The 2759-nt window shown below is 66.5% G+C and carries 2 protein-coding genes; one reads left to right on the forward strand and one right to left on the reverse strand.

What is annotated here, in order from left to right; translation table 11 throughout:
• The first annotated feature begins 426 nt into the window (after positions 1-426).
• Complete coding sequence (locus tag ACXJL8_RS38410) at positions 427-1932, forward strand: L,D-transpeptidase family protein (protein ID WP_456620039.1); 1506 nt, start codon at positions 427-429, stop codon at positions 1930-1932.
• Positions 1933-2135: 203 nt separating this feature from the next.
• Here ACXJL8_RS38410 and ACXJL8_RS38415 read toward each other — a convergent pair.
• Positions 2136-2759, reverse strand: a 624-nt coding sequence (locus tag ACXJL8_RS38415) for an ABC transporter ATP-binding protein (protein ID WP_456686748.1), incomplete at its 5' end; no start/stop codon positions are given.

Genomic DNA, 2759 nt, shown 5'->3' on the forward strand with positions numbered 1-2759 from the left:
TGGGGTTATGGGTCCTGGCTTTCGCCAGGACGACAGCGAGTTTGATGCCCCGGCAGACCTCCCCCACGCCCCCGGTAACCCCGCATTAACCCTTTTTTTGCCCAAATCAGCGATCTCAGTCCCAATTCGGCCGGATGGCCCAAGTAGCGTCCCAAGTAAGGCCCAGCGTAAGGGCCGAGGTAGCGTCCAGGTTTAGTCTCTGTTGACCATGCCGATGGGCCAACGGGCTCGTGATCCCCGCTCGGGTTGCGACGTCATGACCCAGAGGTTAGAATTTTAATCAATGGCTTCAGGGCATAAGCGCTGGGGTTTGGTCTCGAAAAGCCCGTCTCGACGAAAGCCGTCACGACGGGTCCGGATGTCCGGTCAGGCCATGCTCCAAGATTGGGGTTCGCGCGACTTGCCCGGCACGGTGTGGGGTCCATCTTGATTTCTCGTTCGCTTGCTCGCGCGCTTGTGGCTTCGGTTGCGCTGCTGACGGCCAGTGTCCTGCTGGCCGGCTGCGACACCGACCAGGTCTCGCTCGCGACCAACGCCAAGGCCAACCAGCCGGTGCCGCCAAAGCTTCTCGCCGCGATGGTCGAGAAGGACATGGACCTGCAATCGCCGATCCTGGTGCGCCTGTTCAAGCAGGAGGCCGAGCTCGAGGTCTGGAAGCAGACCCGCTCGGGCCAGTTCGCGCTGCTCAAGACCTATCCGATCTGCCGCTGGTCCGGCGATCTCGGCCCGAAGGTGCGCGAAGGCGACCGCCAGGCGCCAGAGGGTTTCTATTCGATCAACCCCGGCCAGATGAATCCGCAATCGGCCTATTACCTGTCGTTCAACACCGGCTACCCGAACGCGTTCGACAAGGCGCTCGGCCGCACCGGCTCGCAGCTGATGGTGCACGGCGACTGTTCGTCGCGCGGCTGCTACGCGATGACGGACGAGCAGATCGCGGAGATCTACTCGCTCGGCCGCGAGTCGTTCTTCGGCGGCCAGAAGGCGTTCCAGCTCCAGGCCTATCCGTTCAAGATGACGCCGGTGAACATGGCCAAGCACCGCAACAATCCGAACATGGCCTTCTGGAAGATGATCAAGGAAGGCTACGATCATTTCGAGGTGACGCGGCAGGAGCCGAAGGTCGATTTCTGCGAGCGGAAATACGTTTTCGACGCGGCAAAGGCGCCCGACGCCAAGCGTGATCCGGTGTTTGATGCCTCGGCAAAATGCCCGGCCTATGTGGTCCCCGAGGACGTCGCCAGCGCCGTGCGCGAGAAGCAGGCGAAGGACGAGGCCGAATACGCCAAGCTGGTCTCCCGCGGCACGCCGGTGGCGCGCATGAACACCGGCATCGACGGCGGCATGAACAAGATCTTCGCCGCGAAGATTCCGGAAGGCTCGACCGGCCTGTCCGAAGGCGCCGAGGGCAACACGCTGCAGATGCTGGCGATGTCGAAGGCGCCCGGCACGATTCCCGGACACGTCAATCCGCCCAAGCCGAATCTCGATGCGGCCGCAGCCTCTGCGCCGCAGGAGGAGCCGGTCGTCGCCGTCGCCGCGCCCGCCGCCAACACCCGCGTCGCCGCAGCTCAGCCGGCCGAGAAATCCGGCGGCTTCTTCTCCGGCCTCGCCCGCAAGATGGGCATGGGCACCGCCGACACCACGGCCACCGCCTCGGCCCCGCCGCCGGCCGCAGCAGCGCCAGCCGCGCCCGCCAAGCCGGCAGTCGCCGCCGCCAAGCCCGCCCCGCAGCCCCAGGCGCCGAAGTCAGTCGTCGCCGTGAAGCCGCCCGAGCCGGTAAAGCCGGACACGCGCCTCGCCGCGACGCGGCCGGCGCTGAAGCCCTCGGTGTCGGATGGCGCTGCTGAAACGAGCAGTGCGCAGTTCGCGGGTGCCGCACCCGTCGTGCCGGCGAACTCGTTCGACAGCCGGTTTTCCGCGGTGAAGTAGGGCGGCGGCAACTCCGCGCGTTACTCTCGGCTCCATCCAAGCCCGACGTCGTCATTCCCCACGAAGGCGGGGAATCCAGTATTCCAGAGGCGGTCGTTATCGATCGAGAAGCTGCGGCGTACTGGATGCCCCGCCTTCGCGGGGTATGACAGTTGAGGTCGGGGCGAGAGTGTCGCGCCTGCCTCAAAGGCGAGCTGCGTCCCCTACGGCGCCAGATATCGCAGCAGCTCCGGGTTCCCCCTCACCTCACCCGCCGCGCCCTGTAGCGCGACCCTTCCGCGGTCCAGCACGTAGGCGTAATCGGCGACGCGGAGCGCGAGGTCGAGGTGCTGCTCGACGATGATGACGGCGATCTCCTTGGCGAGCTCGATCAGGCGCTCGGTGATTTCCTCGATCACGCCGATCCAGACGCCTTCGGTCGGCTCATCCAGCAGCAGCAGTTTCGGTTCGCCGAGCATGGCGCGGCCGATCGCCAGCATCTTGCGCTCGCCGCCGGAGAGCGTGCCGGCGGGCTGGTCGAGGCGCTGGCCGAGCTTGGGGAAGATCGTCAGCACGCGGTCGACCATGTCGGCGTTCTTGCTCGCGAGCGAGCCGACGGCGAGATTGTCGCGCACCGACAGGCGCGCGAACACCGAATGCTCCTGCGGCACGTAACCGATGCCGGCGCGCACGCGCTCTTCGGTACGGCGGCGGCTGATGTCGCGGCCGTCGAAGGCGACCTCGCCCTTCCACGCCGGCAGCTCGCCGACGATGGTCTTCATCAGCGTGGTCTTGCCGGCACCGTTGCGCCCCAGCACGGCGACGCCGCCGCGCCAGGGAATGCCGAG

The sequence above is a fragment of the Bradyrhizobium sp. P5_C11_2 genome (assembly GCF_054049755.1).